The organism is Roseinatronobacter domitianus, assembly GCF_023336755.1.
Lineage (GTDB): Bacteria > Pseudomonadota > Alphaproteobacteria > Rhodobacterales > Rhodobacteraceae > Roseinatronobacter > Roseinatronobacter domitianus.
Genome location: NZ_JALZWP010000007.1, coordinates 102,994 through 119,189, shown reverse-complemented (window position 1 = coordinate 119,189; position 16,196 = coordinate 102,994). Strand labels below are relative to the sequence as shown.

Below are 16,196 nucleotides of genomic sequence, written 5' to 3'. Positions count from 1 at the left end.
TTTGCCGCCATGAGCGTAGCGAGCGACATTGCCGGACGGATGGACACGGGCCAAAAGGCCTCTGCCGTGCTGCACCTGGGCCTTGTGGCCTGGGTGTTGCTGTTCGACCTGTTCGCAGCCCCCTCACATGAGCGCGCGATGCCGGTGGCCGAGGTGTCGCTGGTCAGTGCAGAAGAATTCGCGGCGCTAAGCGGGGCGCAAGCGCCCGACCCGGCACCCGAACCGGAACCTGCGCCCGCCCCCGAACCAGAGCAGATTCAGCAGCCCGCGCCGCTGCCGGAACCTGATCCCGCGCCAGAGCCTGCCCCTGCGCCAGAAGCAGAGCCAGAGCCGGAGTCGACCGGCGCGATCTTCTCGCCCGCGCCAAACCCCGGCGCGGCAGAGCGCCCGGCCCCGCGCCCGGTGGATCGCGTAGCCCCCTCACCGTCCGAAGCCCCGCCAGAGGATGCGGCCATCGACCTGACCGCGCAGCCGCAGACCAGCGCGGACGCGCCGGGCGACGTGGTCTTGCCCGAACAGGACCAAGCCGCGCCACCAGAGGCCACGACCGAAATCGTGACCGAGGCGACAGAGACCGATACGGACAGTTTGGAGCGCGCGGCAGCTGCGCCCTTGGTCAGTCCGCGCCCACGCACGCGCCCCGAACGCCCCACGCCATCTGTCGATGTGGCGGAAACGCCGGACCCAGAACCAGCACCAGAACCAGAACCAGCGTCAGAACCGCAAGCCGAGCCCGCTACCGATGTTGCAACAGAAGTGGCCGATGCTGTTGCCGCCGCGTTGGCTGACTCGCTGGCCGGGATTGGCGCGTTCACGCAACCCGGCCTCAGCGCCTCGGAAGCCGACCGCCTGCGTCTGGCAATCCAGCAATGCTGGAATATCGGCACGCTCTCAACCGAAGCGCAGCAAGTCACCGTGACTGTCGGGTTTTCCATGACACCGGGTGCGATGCCAGAGCAGGGCACCATCTATATGGTCGACAACACTGGCGGGTCAGAGGGAGCCGTCTCGCAAGCCTTCGAAGCAGCGCGGCGCGCGATTATCCGTTGCGCAAGCTCTGCCAATGGCTACGGCCTGCCACCCGAAAGCTACGAAGCCTGGCGTGATGTCGAGATTACGTTCAACCCCGAAGGGATGCGATTACGATGACCCGGTTTTTCACCGCCCTTATGGCCGCTTGCTTTGCATTGGTCGCAACGGCCAGCGCGCAGCCGCTGCGCTTGCAGATCACCGAAGGGGTGATCGAACCCATGCCTTTCGCAGTGCCCGCTTTCGTCCCCGAAGATGGCGGCGGCAGCCAATATGCCGAGGCACTCTCACGCGTGGTCGCGGCCAACCTGTCAAGCACCGGCCTGTTCCGCGAGGTGCCCCCTGCGGCCCATATCGCACGCATCACCAGTTTCGGCACGAACATATCCTATCCCGATTGGCGCGCCGTGAATGCCCAAGCCCTGATCGTGGGCGCAGTGGCCGCCAGCGGCAACACGCTGACGGTAAAATTCCGGTTGTTCGATGTGGTTTCAGGCCAGCAGATGGGCCAAGGGCTGCAATTCGCGGGCAGCACGCAGGATTGGCGGCGCATGGCGCATAAAGTCTCGGACGCGGTCTATAGCCAGATCACCGGCGAGGGTGGCTATTTCGACAGCCGCGTTGTTTTTGTGGCCGAATCCGGGCCGCGCACCAATCGCGTGAAGCGGTTGGCGATCATGGATCAGGATGGCGAGAATATCCGGACCCTGACAGATGGGCGGTCGCTGGTGATCGCACCGCGCGTGTCACCCGCCGGGGACCGGGCGGTCTATACCACCTACCAAACCGGTAGCCCGCGCATTGCGCTCATGGATTTGCGGTCGGGGCAAGCGCAGCTTGTGGGCGAAATACCGGGCGCGATGACCTTCTCGCCGCGTTTCTCGCCAGATGGGCGCGCGCTGGTATTTTCTGCCGCGATGGGCGGCACGACCGACCTGTTTCGGCTGGAGCTTGGCACCGGGCAGATGGTGCGGCTGACCAATTCGCCCGCGATTGCCACGGCGCCCAGTTTCTCGCCCGATGGGCGGTCGCTTACCTTCGAATCCGACCGCTCCGGCACCAGCCAGATTTATGTCATGCCCGCCAATGGGGGCAACGCGCAGCGCATCAGCTTTGGCCAGGGTCGCTATTCCACCCCCGTCTGGTCGCCGCGTGGCGATATGATCGCCTTCACCAAATCCCATGCAGGGCGCTTTCATATCGGCGTCATGCGCTCTGACGGGTCGGAAGAACGCCTGCTCACGGCATCTTTCCTTGACGAAGGGCCAACATGGGCGCCAAACGGGCGTGTAATTATGTTCGCCCGCGAAGCGCAGGGCGGCGACCCGGCGCTTTACGCGGTGGATATCTCTGGGCGCAACTTGCGTCGCGTGCCACTTTCCTCCCCGGCCAGTGATCCGGCCTGGGGCCCGCTTTTACCATAATGACTGGGACAGACACCATGAACCTGACAACGAAATCGCTTCTACTGCTGGCCGGTCTTGCGCTGGCGGCCTGTAACAACCCCCGTCCCGGCATGTTTGGCGGCGGCGGCACTGACGGGTTCGGCGGCGAATCCAGCATCACGACGGGCAGCTTGGGCGACCCAAGCGACCCGCGCTCGATCGCGCATTTTCAGCAGCGCATTGGCGACCGCGTGTTTTTTGCCGACGACAGCTCTGACCTGACGCCCGAAGGCCGCAGCGTGCTGACCGGTCAAGCCGCATGGCTGCGGACCAATCCGCAATTCGCCGTTCTGATCGAAGGCCACGCCGATGAGCGCGGCACGCGCGAGTATAACGTCGCCCTTGGCGCCCGCAGAGCCGACACCGTGCAACGCTTCTTGATTGCCGAAGGCGTGGCCGCGAACCGCCTGCGCACTGTCAGCTATGGCAAAGAACGCCCGGTCGAGGCGTGTGCAGAGCCGCGCTGCTGGAACGTCAACCGCCGCGCCGTGACGGTCGTCTCTGGCGGCGTCTCGGGGTAAGCCATGCAGTTGCGCGCGCTTCTTCTGTCTTTGTTTCTGGCCCTGCCTGCCGGGGCCGATACCGTCGCAGAGTTGCGCGCGGAACTTGGCGCATTGACCGGCGCGGTCGCCGATCTGGCGCGCGAGTTGTCCTCGGGAGAGGCCGCAGGCCAACCGGGTTACGATGGCACCCTTCTGGACCGCGTGGACCGGATGGAAGCCGCGCTGGCGGATTTGACGGGACGCACCGAAGAACTGGAATACCGCATCCGGCGCAGTATTGACGCAGCCTCGAACCGTTTGGGCGATCTGGAGTTTCGCTTGACCGAACTGGAAGGCGGCAGCACCGAAGGGCTATCGTCGCCAAACCTTGGCCAGCCCGACCGCGAAAGCGAAACACCGCAACCACAGCTTGCCGCTGGCGAGCAGCCAGCGTTCGATGCGGCCATTGCGCTTGCCGAAAATGGCGATGAAGAAGGTGCCGTCCTTGCGTTGTCGCGGTTCATAGAAACCTATCCCGGTTCCCCGCTTGGGGCAGAGGCCAGTTTCAGACTGGCCGAGATAAACCGCAGCTTGGGCCGTGAACCCGACGCGGCGCGCGCTTATCTGAACTTGTATATGGCGGCGCCCAATGGGCCAGATGCCCCGCGCGCGCTGCTGGCCTTGGGCGAAAGTCTGGGACAGTTGGAACAGGTTGCCGAAGCCTGCGCCATGTTCGACGAATTGCGCGACCGTTTCGCGGACAGCCCGGAAGCCGCACGCTCAGAGGACGCGCGCGCGCGGCTTGCCTGCCCTTGAGCGATCTGCGCGACCGCTTCGACAGCGCCATCACGGCGCTTTTGCCAGACCCACCCCATGCCTTGGGTCTGGCCGTGTCGGGCGGCGGCGATTCCATGGCATTGCTGCATTTGGCCAGCCAATGGGCCACAGCACATGGCTGCGCGCTTCATGTCGCAACGGTCGATCACGGGTTACGACCAGAGGCCAGAGCAGAATGCGCGATGGTCGCCCGGCGCTGTGCCGGTTTGAGCGTGCCGCATGATATCTTGCCTTGGGCCTGGGACGGACGCGGCAATTTGCAAGACCGCGCGCGGCAAGCCCGGCTGGACCTGCTGCGCGGATGGGCGCAGGCTCGCGGCATCAACCATATCGCACTGGGCCATACACGCGACGATCAGGCCGAAACCTTGCTGATGCGACTGAAGCGCGGCTCTGGCGTCGATGGGTTGGCGGCGATGGCCCCCGCCCGCCATGATGGCGGTCTGACATGGCTGCGCCCGCTGCTGGACCTGCGCCGCAGCGCCTTGCGCGATGACTTGCACGGCATCGGTTGGGACTGGGCAGAAGATGCCAGCAATGCCGACACCAGCTATGAGCGCGTGCGCATTCGCCAAGCAATAGATGCTTTGGGTCTGGACGTGGACCGCCTGGCCGACACCGCCGCCCATATGGCCGCCGCACGCGCGGTTCTGGATCATGCCGCGGCACAAGCCGCGCAAACCGTCGTCGTGCAAGACCATGGCGATCTGGTCTTTGACCGCACGCGGCTGGCAGCCTTGCCCGCCGATACACGCGAACGGCTTGTAGCGGCGGGGTTATGCTGGGTCGGTCAGTCGCCCTATCGCCCAAGGCTGATCGCTTTGCGCGCTGCACTAGAAAGCGCGCGCGCCACACTGCATGGCTGCCTGCTGGTGCAAACCCGCGACAGCCTGCGCCTCTGCCGCGAATGGAACGCGGTGGCAGACTTGTCTGCGCCCGCACCCGGACCTTGGGATGGACGCTGGCAGATAGAGGGACCGGCGGAAACAGGGCTGCTAACTCGCCCACTGGGGACAGATGGGGCGGCACTAACCGACCGTGCAAGCTGGCTTGTGCCGCGCGACTCGGTCCTGGCAAGCCCAGCGATCTGGCAAGAAGACCGCCTGATCGCAGCGCCCTTGGCCGGGTTTAACCCCGAATTCCGGGCAAAATGCCGCGCATTGCCCCCTGATTGGCCTGCACCGGATCACGCGCATTGATTGCAGCGCAGCAATCGCTATGTAACACTACAACGAATGGCGCGCATCCGCGCCGACCTGACTAAAGGAGACGCCCGTGGGCAACGCACGGAATTTCGCTTTCTGGATCGTGCTCTTCCTGTTGATGATCATGTTGTTCAACATGTTCAGCAATGGCAGCAGCACATCCTCGGCGCGCAGCGTGAACTACTCTGATTTTATCACACGTGTGGACAGTAACGAGGTGAGCCGCGTCACCATCGACGGCGAGCGTATCGTGTTTGTCGGCAGTGACGGGCAGCAATATTCGACCGTGCGCCCCGACGACACGACGCTGACCCAGCGCCTGCTGGACCAGAACATCCCCGTCGAAGCGACGCCGCAGCAGCAATCGGGCTTCATGTCCACGCTTATGCTTTGGCTACCTTTCCTGCTTTTGATCGGTGTGTGGATTTACTTCATGAACCGTATGCAGGGTGGCGGCAAAGGCGGCGCGATGGGCTTCGGCAAATCCAAGGCCAAGCTGCTCACCGAAAAGCAAGGCCGCGTAACGTTCGACGACGTGGCGGGCATTGACGAGGCAAAGGACGACCTTGAGGAAATCGTGGAATTCCTGCGCAACCCGCAGAAATTCTCGCGCCTGGGCGGCAAAATTCCGAAAGGCGCGCTTCTGGTTGGCCCTCCCGGCACTGGTAAAACCCTGCTTGCGCGGGCTGTCGCAGGCGAAGCGGGTGTGCCGTTCTTCACCATTTCGGGTTCTGACTTTGTCGAAATGTTCGTGGGCGTTGGCGCAAGCCGCGTGCGCGATATGTTCGAGCAAGCCAAAAAGAACGCGCCCTGCATTGTGTTCATCGACGAAATCGACGCCGTGGGCCGGTCGCGTGGCGTGGGCTATGGTGGCGGCAATGACGAACGCGAGCAGACGCTGAACCAGCTTCTGGTTGAGATGGACGGGTTCGAGGCCAATGAAGGCATCATCATCGTCGCGGCCACCAACCGCCCCGACGTGCTGGACCCTGCGCTTCTGCGTCCCGGTCGTTTTGATCGTCAGGTGCAGGTGCCAAACCCCGACATCAAGGGCCGCGAGCGTATCTTGGGTGTTCATGCCCGCAAGGTGCCGCTTGGCCCGAATGTCGACCTGCGCATCATCGCGCGCGGCACGCCCGGCTTCTCTGGTGCCGATCTGGCCAACCTTGTGAACGAGGCGGCACTTATGGCCGCGCGCTCGAACCGTCGCTTTGTGGTGATGGATGATTTCGAGAATGCCAAGGACAAGGTCATGATGGGCGCGGAACGCCGTTCCATGGTCATGACCGAGGACGAAAAGAAGCTGACAGCCTACCATGAGGCAGGTCACGCCGTGGTCGGCCTGCACGTTCCGGAACATGACCCGATCCACAAGGCGACCATCATCCCGCGCGGTCGCGCGCTGGGTCTGGTGCTGTCCTTGCCAGAGCGCGATCAACTGTCGGTCAGCTACCGCAAATACAAGTCCAAGATCGCCATGGCGATGGGTGGGCGCGTGGCCGAAGAACTGGTCTTTGGAGAGGATGCCGTGACCTCTGGTGCCGCAAGCGACATTCAGCAAGTGACAAAGATTGCCCGTGCCATGGTCACGCAATTCGGCTTCGATGAAGAACTGGGCTATGTCGATTATGCCAATGAGCAGCAAAGCTATCTTGGCAGCTATGGCGGCGGGTCGAACCATTCCGGGATTACCCAGAAGATGATCGACGACAAGGTGCGCGAGTTGGTCAACGAAGGCTATGAGACCGCGAAACGTATCCTGACAGAGCATAAAGAGCATCTGGAAAACCTTGCTCAGGGTCTGCTGGAATACGAAACCCTGACCGGCCCCGAAATTGGCCGGGTCATGCGCGGCGAACCCATTGGGCGCGATGATGACGATGCCGACACGCCCAGCAGCGGCACCCCGTCGGTCGCCAGCATTCCAAAAACCCGTGGGCGCAAACGCGGCGGCGAGGGTGATGGCGGGATGGAACCCGAACCAAGCGCCTAAGTCACGATCCAGCTTGGCAGAAACCCAGACCCGGCCTCTTGGCCGGGTCTTTTTTGTGTCGTGCGTCCGGATTGCCCGTCTCTGGGGGTGAAGGATGCGTCAATTCAACTGGCCGGGTCGTATGGTCATGCCACCGAATGGGTTTGAGGCTTTGCCAACCGACGCGTTCAACCTTGGTGACACGTCGGTGCCCGGCTTTGACGCCCTGATGATCTTTCAGCGCCCAAGAGAGAACCGACACTGCCGCGTCGCATGGCTTGAAGCTGGGGCATTGGCTGATATGGTGAGTGAGAGTTTGCCCAAGGCAGGACCATGCCCGAAAAACCCTGGATCATCCTGACGCTGCGCCGCACTGGTGGGACGGAGTTGACTGCGGCCCTCGCGCAGCTTTCGGCCTTCCGCACAATAGAGCATGAGCCCTTCAACCCCGAACGCAAGCTGGGCGCAATTACCGAAGGGTTTGCAGCCCATGGCGATACGGCCCGTCTGCGCGCCGAGATTGACACGGCCTTGCGCGACACGCCCAATATCAAACATTGCATCGAAGTGCTGCCTATACCCGTCACGCAGGCGCTGATCGACGCGGGCCAGGCGCGCGGCTACCACATGATTTTATTAACACGCCGGAACGAGGCAAAGCGCATCGGCTCTTTACTGCTTGCAGGGGCAACCGGGGCATGGGGCGCAACAGATGCCGCCCGCATTTACCCCAAGATCATATCTGGCGCGCAGAAGCCCCATACCATTGACCTTGCCCGCCTGCCCCACCGCGTGCATGCAGATTTCGCAGCCTTGGGCCAGACCCTGACCCTGTTGCGCAATCGGGGCATAGCGTGGGACTGGCAAGTCTTTGAAGAGATCTATCTGTCTGAGCGCTCTCCCGCGGAACAGGTGGTTGCGATTGCCCGCCGCGCCGGGATCGTGGCACAGCCCGACGACACGCGGCTTCAGGTCTTTTCCAAGAGCAAAGGCCAGAACTCCACCGAGATCGCCGCCTATGTCCCGAATTTCGCAGAGGCGCTGACACGGTTGGAAACGCTCTGTGCCGCCTGACGTGACCGCAACACCACCTTCCGGCGCGTTGAAGGGCGATCACCCGCCACAGGGATATGTGTTCATTGTCACATATGGGCGCTCGGGGTCCACGATGTTGCAGCACTTGCTAAACTGCATCGATGGCATCGTGGTGCGCGGCGAGAACAACAATACCCTGTGGCATCTGTTTCAGGCGTGGCATGCGCTGGACAGCGCCGGCCCCATCAATGACCTGCGGACCCGTGGCGCAGAAACGGATTCAACGCGTCCTTGGTTCGGAGCAGAGCTTATCGACCCGGACGCGGTCGGACGTGACATTGCCGCACTGTTCCATCGGAAGGTTTTGAATCTGCCAAACGGAACACGCATGGGCGGGTTCAAGGAAATTCGGGTCCATAGCGACCCGGAATTGTTTCCCGTTTATCTGAATTTCATCGCCCGATTCTTCCCCGGTAGCCGCTTCGTGTTCAACACCCGCGCGCATGACGATGTCGCGCGCTCTGCGTGGTGGGGGGTCTGTGATCCCGATTTCGTGCGCGCCACATTGGCAGAGGCCGAAGCGTTGTTCCGCGCCTATGCAGCGGCGCATCCGGCGACCAGCCGGATGCTGCATTACGACGACTATATCCGCGACCGGGACGCGCTGGCGCCCCTGTTCGCGCTTGTTGGCGACCGACCGAGCGAGGCGCAAATCCAACAGGTCTTTGCGCGGCAACTTGAGCATGGCCGCAATCCGGCCTTTCGAACCTGATCGGACCCACAGGATGATCCCGACACCGCCTTCGCACAGCCTGACTTTCCGCGCCCCGCGCAGAGGATCGCTCGTGCTGGAGGTGGACCTGAGGCTGGACCCGAACCCGATGATCGGCTTCTGGGATGAGAGCTTGTCGCGCATGCCGCTCCATATCGAGTTTCGGCGCGACGCGAGGCTGATGATTATAAATCGCTACAGCTTGCGGGGCTGGAGCCGCGAGCTGATCCGCGACCTGCCCCATACCGTCGGCCCGCATCGGCTTGGTTTGCAGTTCAAGGCCGGACCAACCGGCCCCGGCACTGCGCTTGATATCTGGCTGGACGGGCACCGTCTGGCGAGCCTGAACGCTTTGCCGCACCCAGCACGCCGCGGGCGTTACGGGCTACGGAGGGGGTTTCCAAATCTGGACCAGATTTCCCGGATCGCGCTGCCGCAAGCAGTGCGCGTGATGGCACAGACCGGGCCAGAGCGCGGTGCGCGGCTGACCGACCGGATGGAGGTGACGTGGACAGGGCCGAACCCGGCACATGCCGTCATCTTGCCAAACGACGAAATGCTGACACTTGAACCTGTTGCCGGAAGCGAAGATATCGTCGGCATTGTTTGTGCCGTGCTGCCGGGCCGGGTTTGGCATGACCACCCGCAGGACTTGCGTTTGGTAAACCGTGACGGCAGCCCGCACGGGCATTTGCCGCTAAGCCGACCAGAGCTTACCGCACGTCTTGAACGGCTGTGCCGTGACGGCTGGGTCCATTTGGACGCGCTGGCCGCGCTTCAGGCGCTAGAACATGCGCGCGCGGCTGATGTGCATGACGCCCTGTCACCAGACTGCCTGACCGCGCTGGGGCAAGCCGCGCAAGCCTATCGCTTGGGCGCGTTTCGTCCTCGCCAAATGATGGCGCGCCCGGTGCCCCGAAAAGACCCGGTTGCCGAACTGCGCACCCGGTTCGACGCGCTTCCAGACGGTGAACGCAATCTCGCGTCGCTTGCAAAACTGTTGCAGGACGCGTCGCTGTCGCAAACGCAGATGGGCCATCTGCTGCTGGGCCTGAGCGAATGGGCCTGCACCAATGCAGACCCGGTGGCTCTGTTCGCCTTGGCCGAGCAGCACGAAGCGGTCATTCCGGCTCCCGATACGCCCTACGCGGCCTCGGCGGGATTGCCACGGCTTTGGGCCTTGCAAGACTACGACTGGCTGAATCATGCCCTGACGAAAATGGTGCCCGCGCAGGATAAATGGATCGTTACCCCCGCGCTTGCCTGGACCATACGCGCCTTGGTCGAAGACCGCGCCGGGCCGCGAGGACACCTGTCGCTCTGGGGCCGGGAAGCCCTTCTGACTGCACATCTGCGCATGATCCGCACGCTGGTCGCCGACTCTGGCACGCAAATGCGCTGCCCGCAGCTTCTGGACGCGGTTTTGGACATGATTGCCAAACGCGACCGCCTTCCGGACGATATAGAACCCACGCTGATCCGCCTTGTGCTGGAGAGCTACGGGCTTGTGCCAGAATTCTGGGACCGGGTCAGGTTGCTTCCGGCGCATCTGGTCCCGGCAGCGTGGCCAGATTGGGCGCGCATGGCGCGTGAGCTTTGGACGGGTGCCGCTGGGCCGAACGCAGCGCAGATCATTGCAAAATTTGAACAGGCCTATATTGTCGGGACCGAAGCTCATCGGCTGTCTTTGTTGCCCGAACCCGGCCTGCCAGACCCAAACTCGCCTGCGATTGGACATCTGCCCGCACCGCAACAGCAAGAAATTGCGCTCCGCTGGCTGGCCTTTCCGCGTGACAACAGACCGGATCCGCCGCCACCCGACCTGCACCGCCTTGCCTGCGAAGGGGTCCGCGTTGCCAGTTCCCACACACCGCGTCCCGCGATGGGCCATGCAATGCGGCGCCTTGGCACCGCTGCAATGGCCGCCCTGCGCCAGCTTCGCGCGGATCAGCCCGTCAAGGACCTGGATAGCCTCCGTCAACAGGCCGCAACCCTGTTGACCCCTGAAGCCGGATATTGTGGGGGTGCCGTGCTGCTGGCCATGGCAGAGGCGCTTGCCCATGCTGGGAACACAAAGACCGCGCGGCATATGCTGACAACACTGGCAGAAGGTCTGGCCAGCCGCGATCGCGCCGATTACAGCACCACCACGGCACTGCGCCACGCCAGCGCCCGGTTTGCCGCCTGCTGTCCGGATAGCGATCTGCGCGCCTTTGCCGCCGGCATCCTGCCGCCGGACCCGACGCTTTCAGGGCCAGCCACCGTGTTGCGCGCACAAGCAAACCCGCTGGCCGATACGCTTGTGGTCCTGATTTCCTGCCGACCCTACCTGGACAACCGCGTGCCCAAGATCCGCGCAGCTTGGGGCGACCTGCTGGAACAAGCGGGCGTGCCGATGGTCGTGGCCGTGGGCGGCGGCACAGGCCCGGCCAAACTGGTAAAGGGTATCGTCGAATTGCCAGCCCCGGATGATTACGAGGGACTACCGCAGAAGATACTTGCGATCGCAGATTGGGCGCGCACGGAAACCGGCTTTTCCCGCATCCTCAAGATAGATGATGACTGCTTTCTGGACCCGGAGGCTTTTTTCGCGGACCTTTCGGCGCTGTGTGTGCCTTATTACGGGCGACCGCTGCGCCGCACACGCGGAGAGATGGACCGTGCCTGGCATATGGGCAAGGCGAGCAGCGCGCGCGGGCGCAACGATCTGGACAAATCGCCAGAGCCTTCGGTCTATGCCGATGGCAGCGCCGCCTATCTGTTGGGCCGCGATGCGCTCCGCGCGCTGAACGCGGCCCGCGCCACGCCGGAAGGGCGCGCCTTGGAAGCCGTGTCGTTCATGGAGGACAAGCTGATTGGCGATCTTCTGGCCCTGCGCGGGATCCACCTGTCGGGCGAGAATTACGACATGGCGATCTTTCGCCACAGCGCGCCCGGCCTGCCGCCTCTGTCAAATTACGAGAACAGCTTTCTGCCCTTTGCCGGATCGGGACTGAAGGTCGCACATCTGGATAGCGGGGGCGATCTACAGGCCGCGCGGCGTGCCTTGGCCAACCCATGGCCGCAGCCCATGAAAATCTGGCCACCCACTGTGCCGGTTCGGCTGGGCTGGGCGCGCAACACGCTTGACCTTGTCAGCCCATCTGACCGTTTGGCGCAGGCGCGCGGCGCAGAACTCGCTGTTATCGCAGTTATGCGCAACGAAGGCTTCATGCTGACGCATTTTCTGAACCATTATCGCGGTTTGGGGGTTGGAGCCTTCCTTGTGGCGGATAACGGCTCCGACGATGGGACTCTGGAAATGCTGGTTTCGCAGCCCGATGTTACGGTTTTTTCAACCGATACTCCTTACAACGAGTCGCGCTACGGGGTGCTGTGGCAAGAGGCGCTTCTGGCGAATTTCCGGCAAGGTCGGTGGAGCCTTGTGGCTGATGCCGATGAATTCCTGTTCTGGTCGCTGCCCGACCCGCAACGGCGGGTCACGGGCGATCTGCCTGGCTTGCTGCGTGGCCCGGCCCATCACGGTGCCGATATGGTGCGCCTGTCTATGCTTGACCTCTACCCGCCCGGCCCCTTGTCAGAGGCGCGCTTCGCGCTCGGACCATTTACCGAAGCCACCCATATCGACCGCGCCCCGTTGCGGTTTGACTATGCCGGGCGCGGGCCGTGGGGGAATTGCGACAGCGTCACGTCGAACCTGCGCCACCGCCTGATGGAAGCCATGGGCCAACCCGCCGCACGCAACCTGTTCGTGGCTCAGAAATATGCCCTGATGCGGTATCAACCTTGGATGCAATTCTCTGCCGGGTTGCATTATGCCGTGGGCGGTAAAGTTGCCGACCGGGCGCTGGCATTTGCTCATTTCAAATACAATTCGGAATTTCACGCAAAAGCGCAGGCCGAAGTCGCGCGCGGCCAGCATTTCAACAACGCCGAGGAATACGGCAAGTATCTGGCGCTTTTGTCAGAAGGGCGCGACACGTTGTTCGCCCCGGATGTATCAGTGCCCTTGGCCGAAAGCCCTTTCCTGCGCGATATGGTGGCGCTCAGGTAAGCCCGATCACAAGGCCGACGCCGATCATCAGCACACCGGCAATCCGGTTGACGCGCGCCAATGCCTCGCCCGAGCGCAGAAGCGCGCGCGCCCGGTCAATGGCCAGCGCCATCAGCAGGTTGCCCAGCATCGGGATGCTGGCAGAGACAGCCAGAATGGCAGCAATATCAAGCCCGGTGACTTTGGTCAGATCGAAAAACCCCGGCAGCACGCCCATGTAAAACAGGATCGCTTTGGGGTTGGCCAGGATCACACTGATGCCGGCCAAAAATCCTGCCATACGCCCCGGTCGCGTCAGCCGGCTGTCGGTTGAAATGCGCGCGCGGGCATGGCGGATAAGCTGCACCCCCATGATGACGAACATCGCCATCGCGACCCATTTCATCAGGTCCAGCAGGTCACCATACAGCGACAGAATCCATGTCAGCCCGAAAATCGCCGCCAAGGGCCAGAGCATATCGCCCAAAGCCACACCCACCGCCAAAGGCGCGGCAGACGCAAACCCGCCCGACATGGCGCGTGCGGTCAATGCCACCCAGACCGGGCCGGGGGTCAGAAACAAGATCAGGATTGCGCCCGCGTAAAACAGCAGGTCTAACGCGCCGATGGTCATTCGGGCTGGGGCAGGGTCAAGCTGCCATCCTCTGCCAAAGGCCAAAACGGATTATGCGCCACTTCCCAGACATGGCCGTCCGGGTCAGCATAATAGCCCGAATAACCACCCCAAAACACAGCTTCGGGGGGTTTGAGCGAGGTTGCACCAGCGGCCAATGCTTCGGCAAAGGCCGTGTCCACGTCCTCGCGCGTGACGAAATTCTGCGCCAGCGTCAAAGCCCCCGTGCCCAGATCAGCGCCCGCGCGGCCCTGATCCTTGGCCAGGTCCGCGCGCCCGAACAGCATCAGTGCCTGCCCGAGCAGTTGAAAACAGGCCATACCGTCAGCGACCTCGGCCTCTGTCCAACCAAGAGCCGCATAAAAGGCGCGCGCACGGGTCAGGTCATCTACGCCAAGCGTGACAAGCGAAATGCGTTGGCGGGGCAAAGTCATGAGGTATCCTTTTCAACATGTGACACGCCCTCGCGGTCTGACAGCGCGAAATGTTGCGCCCGGCCAGCCAATTCCGCGAACAGATCCGGCCCGGTGCCGGTCATGAAACACTGCGCGCCCATGGCACAAACCGCGTCATAAAGCGCCGCGCGGCGAGCTGCGTCAAGATGGGCCGCGACCTCGTCCAGCAACAGGATGGGCGGCGTCCCGGTTTTCGCACGAAGCGCGCGGGCATTGGCAAGAATGGCGGAAATCAGGAACGCCTTCTGCTCGCCGGTAGAGCATTGCGCGGCCTCCATTCCCTTGGCCGTCCAAATGGCCCGCAAATCGGCGCGGTGCGGCCCGATCAGGCTGCGCCCGGCGGCCATGTCGCGCGCGCGGCTATCGGCCAACGCGCTGGCCAGATCATCGGGTGCTGTGCAGTCGAGTGTCATCTCGGCCATCGGGAAGGGGCTGTCGGGGTCGGCCTGCGCCCGAAGCTCGGCCAAGGCCGCACGACGGTTTGCGGTGATTGCCGCCCCAGCGTCAGACATCTGTGCTTCGAGCGCGGAAAACCAGCGGCTGTCGCGCACGCCATCGCGCAGCAAGCGATTGCGTTCGCGCATGGCCTTGTCATAGGCCAAGACTTGGGCTGCGTGGTCCGGCGCGAAGCTGAGCGTGGTGCGGTCCAGAAACCGCCGCCGCCCCTCGGCGCCTTCCAGCCAAAGACGGTCCATCGCCGGCGTCAACCAGAGCATTGGGACCAACGCTCCAAGCGCAAGCTGCGGCGCTGATTTCTCGTCTATCCGCACTTGCCGCGACTGGCCGGGTTCGGCCCAAGTCTCTGCTAACCGGTTGCCATTGGGGGTTGTAATCTCTGCGCGCAGTTTCCAGCCCAAGGATTGCGGACGGCGCGACATGTCATCCGGCGTGGCCCGGCGCAATCCGCGACCGGGCGAGAATAGCGAAATCGCTTCAAGGATATTCGTCTTGCCCGACCCGTTCGGCCCATGCAAGGCCACAGGCCGCCCATCAAACTCCAGCCGCGTGCGCTGATGCGAGCGGAAATGCGACAGGGTCAGATGGGCCACAAAGACAGGCATGGGTCAGGCCAAACGGCCCCTTACACCCGCATCGGCATCACGACATAAACAGCGGATGTGTCATTGCCTTCGCGCATCAGCGTCGGATCGCCCGAGGAGTTGAACAGGAACACCGCGTTTTCACGGTCTACCTGGCTGGCGATTTCCAACAGGTATTTCGCGTTGAACCCAATTTCCAGCCGCTCATCGGCATAGGCGACGATCAATGCTTCTTCTGCCGCGCCGGCATCAGGGGCGTTGACGGACAGAACCAGCTTGTCGTCTTCCAACACCAGTTTGACCGCGCGCGACCGCTCGGACGACACGGTGGCAACCCGGTCCACGGCCTTGGCGAAATCGCCCGCATCCACTTCCAGCCGCTTGGTGTTGCCGGACGGAATGACGCGGGTGTAATCGGGGAAGGTGCCGTCAATGACCTTGGATGTCAGCGTGATGTCAGGGGTCGCGAAACGGATCTTGGTTTCCGAGACTGACACCGCGATCTGCATGTCATCATCTTCCAGAAGTTTGCGCAACTCGCCCACGGTCTTGCGCGGAACGATGACGCCGGGCATGGCTTCCGCGCCGCTGGGCAGGCTGGCATCGACGCGCGCCAAGCGGTGCCCGTCGGTTGCGACGCAGCGCAGCACGCGACCGCCCTCACCTTCGGACACATGCAGATAGACGCCGTTCAGGTAATAACGTGTTTCCTCGGTCGAGATGGCGAATTTCGACTTGTCGAACAAACGGCGCAGCGCCTTGGCAGGCGCAGAAAAATTCGCAGCATATTCGCTGGATGCCATGACCGGGAAATCTTCTTTTGGCAGCGTGGCCAGCGCGAAACTGGAACGCCCTGCCGTGACCTGCAACCGGCCGGACCGACTGTCATCGACCAGTTCCACCATGGCCCCGTCCGGCAGTTTACGCACAATCTCATGCAGCAGCACCGCCGAAACGGTTGTTGCGCCAGCACGCTCGACCATGGCCGGTGCATGGTCCACCACTTCGACATCCAGATCGGTCGCGCGGAAACTGACCTGCGCATCTTCCGCCTCGATCAGAACATTTGCCAGAATCGGGATGGTATTGCGACGTTCCACCACGGATTGCGCCTGAGATACGGCTTTCAACAAAGCCGCCCGTTCGATGCTGATCTTCATAAGTTAGATCCTTCTTACCATCCCGCAACGTGCTGAACTGTCTGCCCCCAAGGGTTCCGGGAGCCTAGCCAATTCCGCGCGCGCGGCAAGGTGCTTT

13 protein-coding genes are annotated in these 16,196 nt (G+C 62.9%); 9 read left to right on the top strand and 4 right to left on the bottom strand.

The annotated features are described in order from the left end of the window. Window positions 1–9 precede the first annotated feature (9 nt). The 9 genes from M3N55_RS08960 (at window position 10) to M3N55_RS08920 (ending at window position 12,831) form a co-directional block, all read left to right on the top strand. A complete protein-coding gene (locus M3N55_RS08960; RefSeq protein ID WP_249058188.1) occupies window positions 10–1,149 on the top strand; it encodes a hypothetical protein in 1,140 nt (379 codons plus the stop codon). After that, window positions 1,146–2,453: a Tol-Pal system beta propeller repeat protein TolB gene (tolB, locus tag M3N55_RS08955; protein WP_428982636.1), complete on the top strand. Its 1,308-nt coding sequence runs from the start codon at window positions 1,146–1,148 to the stop codon at window positions 2,451–2,453. Before M3N55_RS08960 ends, tolB begins: the two co-directional genes overlap by 4 nt. Window positions 2,454–2,470: 17 nt before the next feature. Further along, complete coding sequence (pal, locus tag M3N55_RS08950) at window positions 2,471–2,995, top strand: peptidoglycan-associated lipoprotein Pal (protein ID WP_249058187.1); 525 nt, start codon at window positions 2,471–2,473, stop codon at window positions 2,993–2,995. A gap of 3 nt (window positions 2,996–2,998) precedes the next feature. Beyond that, entirely contained in the window at window positions 2,999–3,772 is a 774-nt protein-coding gene (locus M3N55_RS08945; protein ID WP_249058186.1) for a tetratricopeptide repeat protein, read from the top strand. Further along, window positions 3,769–4,992 (top strand): tRNA lysidine(34) synthetase TilS, encoded by a 1,224-nt coding sequence (gene tilS, locus M3N55_RS08940; RefSeq protein WP_249058185.1) that lies wholly within the window; start codon window positions 3,769–3,771, stop codon window positions 4,990–4,992. Before M3N55_RS08945 ends, tilS begins: the two co-directional genes overlap by 4 nt. A gap of 76 nt (window positions 4,993–5,068) precedes the next feature. After that, the gene (gene ftsH, locus M3N55_RS08935) at window positions 5,069–6,991 is read left to right on the top strand and encodes an ATP-dependent zinc metalloprotease FtsH (RefSeq protein WP_346429263.1); all 1,923 of its coding nucleotides are present in this window, start codon (window positions 5,069–5,071) and stop codon (window positions 6,989–6,991) included. A 312-nt stretch (window positions 6,992–7,303) separates the two neighbouring features. Then, the gene (locus M3N55_RS08930; RefSeq protein WP_249058184.1) at window positions 7,304–8,044 is read left to right on the top strand and encodes a hypothetical protein; all 741 of its coding nucleotides are present in this window, start codon (window positions 7,304–7,306) and stop codon (window positions 8,042–8,044) included. Continuing rightward, window positions 8,034–8,777 carry a sulfotransferase gene (locus tag M3N55_RS08925; RefSeq protein ID WP_249058183.1) on the top strand — a complete coding sequence of 248 codons (744 nt, stop codon included), beginning with the start codon at window positions 8,034–8,036 and terminating at the stop codon, window positions 8,775–8,777. Before M3N55_RS08930 ends, M3N55_RS08925 begins: the two co-directional genes overlap by 11 nt. Before the next feature lie 13 nt (window positions 8,778–8,790). Then, window positions 8,791–12,831 (top strand): glycosyltransferase family 2 protein, encoded by a 4,041-nt coding sequence (locus M3N55_RS08920; protein ID WP_249058182.1) that lies wholly within the window; start codon window positions 8,791–8,793, stop codon window positions 12,829–12,831. Here M3N55_RS08920 and M3N55_RS08915 read toward each other — a convergent pair. From M3N55_RS08915 to dnaN, 4 genes are read right to left on the bottom strand one after another with little or no spacing between them, the layout of a single operon-like run. Next, window positions 12,824–13,444, bottom strand: coding sequence for a LysE family translocator (locus M3N55_RS08915; RefSeq protein ID WP_249058181.1), 621 nt, complete (start codon window positions 13,442–13,444; stop codon window positions 12,824–12,826). The genes M3N55_RS08920 and M3N55_RS08915 overlap by 8 nt on opposite strands. Next, window positions 13,441–13,878, bottom strand: coding sequence for a VOC family protein (locus tag M3N55_RS08910; protein WP_428982634.1), 438 nt, complete (start codon window positions 13,876–13,878; stop codon window positions 13,441–13,443). The genes M3N55_RS08915 and M3N55_RS08910 overlap by 4 nt, the downstream gene beginning before the upstream one ends. Continuing rightward, entirely contained in the window at window positions 13,875–14,960 is a 1,086-nt protein-coding gene (recF, locus tag M3N55_RS08905; RefSeq protein WP_249058180.1) for a DNA replication/repair protein RecF, read from the bottom strand. The genes M3N55_RS08910 and recF overlap by 4 nt, the downstream gene beginning before the upstream one ends. A gap of 20 nt (window positions 14,961–14,980) precedes the next feature. Then, the gene (gene dnaN / locus M3N55_RS08900; RefSeq protein WP_249058179.1) at window positions 14,981–16,099 is read right to left on the bottom strand and encodes a DNA polymerase III subunit beta; all 1,119 of its coding nucleotides are present in this window, start codon (window positions 16,097–16,099) and stop codon (window positions 14,981–14,983) included. Window positions 16,100–16,196 lie beyond the last annotated feature (97 nt).

What these genes read in the sequence shown, in the direction of transcription:
- M3N55_RS08960 (WP_249058188.1), top strand. Translation starts at nt 10, where the DNA reads ATGAGCGTAGCGAGCGACATTGCCGGACGGATGGACACGGGCCAAAAG.
- tolB (WP_428982636.1), top strand. Translation starts at nt 1,146, where the DNA reads ATGACCCGGTTTTTCACCGCCCTTATGGCCGCTTGCTTTGCATTGGTC.
- pal (WP_249058187.1), top strand. Translation starts at nt 2,471, where the DNA reads ATGAACCTGACAACGAAATCGCTTCTACTGCTGGCCGGTCTTGCGCTG.
- M3N55_RS08945 (WP_249058186.1), top strand. Translation starts at nt 2,999, where the DNA reads ATGCAGTTGCGCGCGCTTCTTCTGTCTTTGTTTCTGGCCCTGCCTGCC.
- M3N55_RS08930 (WP_249058184.1), top strand. Translation starts at nt 7,304, where the DNA reads ATGCCCGAAAAACCCTGGATCATCCTGACGCTGCGCCGCACTGGTGGG.
- M3N55_RS08920 (WP_249058182.1), top strand. Translation starts at nt 8,791, where the DNA reads ATGATCCCGACACCGCCTTCGCACAGCCTGACTTTCCGCGCCCCGCGC.
- M3N55_RS08915 (WP_249058181.1), bottom strand. Translation starts at nt 13,444, where the DNA reads ATGACCATCGGCGCGTTAGACCTGCTGTTTTACGCGGGCGCAATCCTG.
- M3N55_RS08910 (WP_428982634.1), bottom strand. Translation starts at nt 13,878, where the DNA reads ATGACTTTGCCCCGCCAACGCATTTCGCTTGTCACGCTTGGCGTAGAT.
- recF (WP_249058180.1), bottom strand. Translation starts at nt 14,960, where the DNA reads ATGCCTGTCTTTGTGGCCCATCTGACCCTGTCGCATTTCCGCTCGCAT.
- dnaN (WP_249058179.1), bottom strand. Translation starts at nt 16,099, where the DNA reads ATGAAGATCAGCATCGAACGGGCGGCTTTGTTGAAAGCCGTATCTCAG.